This is a genomic window from Candidatus Halocynthiibacter alkanivorans (assembly GCF_003333265.1).
Classification (GTDB): Bacteria; Pseudomonadota; Alphaproteobacteria; order Rhodobacterales; family Rhodobacteraceae; genus Halocyntiibacter_A; species Halocyntiibacter_A alkanivorans.
Map to the genome: position 1 here is coordinate 1 of NZ_QOLB01000012.1, position 2899 is coordinate 2899.

A 2899-nucleotide genomic window follows, 5' to 3' on the forward strand; every position below is an offset into this window, starting at 1 on the left:
ACTTGCGACCTTCATCACAGGCAATACAGGCCCAAAGGTTTCTTCCCTCATGATCCGCATGTCATGATCCACGTCCGCAACAAGCGTAGGCTGAATGAAATCACAACCATCAACGGTTTCCCTCGCGCCTCCGGTGACGATCCGCGCACCTTTCTGGCTGGCATCGGAAACCAGCTCGAGCAACACATCGATGGCAGCGTTGCCTCCGAAGAGCGGACCCAAAGTTGTTTCATTTTTTTCCGGGTTTCCGGAGACTTCTGCATCGAACACAGTTTTGGCTTTGTCCAGAAACTCATCATAAAGCGTTTCATGAACATAGACCCGCTTCACTGCGCAGCAGGACTGACCGGAGTTGTGCAGTCTGCCGGTCTTCACTGCCCACTGCACAGCGTGGTCGATGTCGGCATCTTCGGCGATGTAGGCCGCGTCGTTGCTGCCCAGCTCCAGAGATGCTTCGATGAACGGATCGTCCAACTCTTCGTTTAGGGCCCGCTTTGCGACACTTTGCTGGATCGCCCGCCCGCCATGCACCGATCCGGTAAACACCACATGATTGACGTTCGCACTGGTGATAATCTCGTCGGAGACATCGAAGTCCACAGTGATGTTGAACAGAAGATCACTATGTCCACCCATCGAATGAAACGCCCTTTCGAAAAGCATTCCGACCGAAGGTGTGGTCGTGTGTTTCAGGATGACCGTATTGCCACCCAGCAACGCACAAATGACACCATTTATGGCTGTAAAAAGCGGGTAGTTCCAGGGGCTGATGATATAGATGACACCTTTCCCGCGGTACCGGATAGTCCCTTCGAAGTCATTTTGGTTGTATTTTCCGAGGTCCATTGAATTCAGGCTGCCATCCTCAGCCAGTGTGCACATATACTCAGCCCGCTCGAGCATGAAATCCACCTCTTGCTGTGCCGCAGCAACGGTTTTGCCCGTTTCCTGCGCAACAGACCTGGACACACCCTCCTTTGCCTCGCGAAAGACATCTAAAGCGCGGCGGACCGCTGCAGAACGTTCGGTGACCGGAACACGGGACCAGCGCCTGTAGGCTGCGCGGGCGCGCTCGATCTTTTGGTTTACCTCCGAAAAAGTCTCCTTTTTCGCTTCAAAGACCTGTTCCCCCGAAAAAGGACTAAAGAGTTTGATTGTGTTCATTTGTGAACTCCTGGAGGCGGTGGAAATCGGCGCATGCGGCAAGCAGCGGCGATTCAAAGGGGAACTCATTCTGTTTCCCCGATCAATGCATCCAGCGTGGCGATAAGTTGCTCTACCTCCGCCAATGCCGTGTAATGCACCATCGAAAACCGCAATACGCCTTGCATTGGGTCAATCTTCAAAGCCTCGAGAAGGCGACAGGAGTAAAAATGCCCGGCGCCGCAAAGAATACCCCGGTCGCCGAGTTTTGTTGCCAATTCCAGAGACGAGTACCCCTCCACCGTAATGGAGACAGTCGGTGCACGGCCTTCGGCCCCTGATGGCCCGACAATTCTGATGGCGGGATGATTGCGGAAATAGTCCATCAGAGGAGACAGGATTCTGAATTCCGCATCATGCAAAAGCTTCCGGACATCCTCGGCTTTTTGCAATTGCGAAACCCCATCTCCGGATCCGAAATGGTGCGTGTAAAGAGCTTCGAAATAGTCGCCGACCCCTTTTGATGCCGCGACTTGCGCATGGTCAGGGCCCGCAGGGCAAAGCCGCTTTTCGCGAACCTGTTCGTTGAAAAAATGCCCCTGATTGCTCAACAGTGCCGCCGTTTCCTCGTTGACGACCATGACGCCCTGATGCGGGCCAAACACCTTGTAAAGGGAGAAGAGGTAGATGTCCGTTCCGAGGGATTTGAAGTCGGGCAAGCCGTGTCCGCCAAAGGAAACGCCGTCGACAACTGTTCGTACATCATTGGCACGGGCCAGGGCACAGATTTCCCCCACCGGATTGATTTCGCCGAGAATATTTGAACAATGCGGAAAGGTCAGAAGTTTGGTCTTTGTCGTGATCAAGTCATTCAGCGTCTCTGTTTCCAGGCTGCCTGTGTCTGAGTTCACTTGCCACTCGCGCACAGTGACACCCCGGCCGGCCAGCCGTCTCCAGACACCGGAGTTTGCTTCGTGATCCTGATTGGTGACGATGATCTCGTCTCCGGGACTGAGCCAGCCCAAAACGGCGTTTGAGAGTACATAGGAGTTCTGAGACGTCGACGGACCAAAATAGATTTCTTCTGGTGAAGCGTTTAGCCATGCGGCCAATGCGCCATAGCTCTCATCCATCCAGGCGCCCGCTTTGGCTGAAACAGGGCTGGCGTGATAGGGCTGCAGCTTGAGCTTGCGAAAATAAGTTTCGAACCGGTCCATCACAGGCTGGCACATGTAAGACCCGCCGGCATTTTCGAAAAAAGCGGTATCGCTCAAATCGGGATCGGAAAGTGCAGGGAACTGATTGCGAACAAAATCGATATCTAAGGTCGGCATGATGGGTCCATTCGTTACATGTTTGCTTACCCGCTAAGTTACGGGTTCCGCCACGCGAGTGTCTGCGCAACTTGCATTTGCAAACGGGCGCTCAATGCGATATTTCGAGCCTAAGCGTTCTAATTGAGACTGAAATGATGCACGAACCAGCACTTGACCGACAGGATATCCGCATTCTTGAGATGTTGCTCCGGGACAGCCGTATTCCGCGCCTGGAGCTGGCCGAAGCAGTCAATCTGTCTGCTTCCCAATGTTTCAGGCGACTGAAACGGCTCGAGGAATCGGGCTTGATTGAGCGCTACACCATTGTTCTGAATAAAGAGAAAGCGGGGTTCGATGTTTCCGCTATGGTGATGATACAGTTCAATAAATTTGAGGATGGCGCGCGCGCAAAACTGGTTGAGCTCATCGAACAGACCAGC

At 53.5% G+C, this 2899-nt stretch carries 3 protein-coding genes; 1 reads left to right on the plus strand and 2 read right to left on the minus strand.

What is annotated here, in order from left to right; all coding sequences use genetic code 11:
• Together DWA01_RS00150 and DWA01_RS00155 are read right to left on the minus strand one after the other, a co-directional pair.
• On the minus strand, positions 1–1164 hold a 1164-nt coding region (locus tag DWA01_RS00150), incomplete at its 3' end, for an aldehyde dehydrogenase family protein (RefSeq protein ID WP_114283616.1).
• A gap of 65 nt (positions 1165–1229) precedes the next feature.
• Positions 1230–2477, minus strand: coding sequence for an aminotransferase class V-fold PLP-dependent enzyme (locus DWA01_RS00155; protein WP_114283617.1), 1248 nt, complete (start codon positions 2475–2477; stop codon positions 1230–1232).
• 134 nt (positions 2478–2611) lie between these two features.
• Here DWA01_RS00155 and DWA01_RS00160 point away from each other — a divergent pair.
• A partial coding sequence (locus DWA01_RS00160) for an Lrp/AsnC family transcriptional regulator (protein WP_200832462.1) occupies positions 2612–2899 on the plus strand: 288 nt, incomplete at its 3' end.

Bases quoted from the DNA above. Each gene is read 5' to 3' on its own strand.
- DWA01_RS00155 (WP_114283617.1), bottom strand. From the start codon at position 2,477: ATGCCGACCTTAGATATCGATTTTGTTCGCAATCAGTTCCCTGCACTT.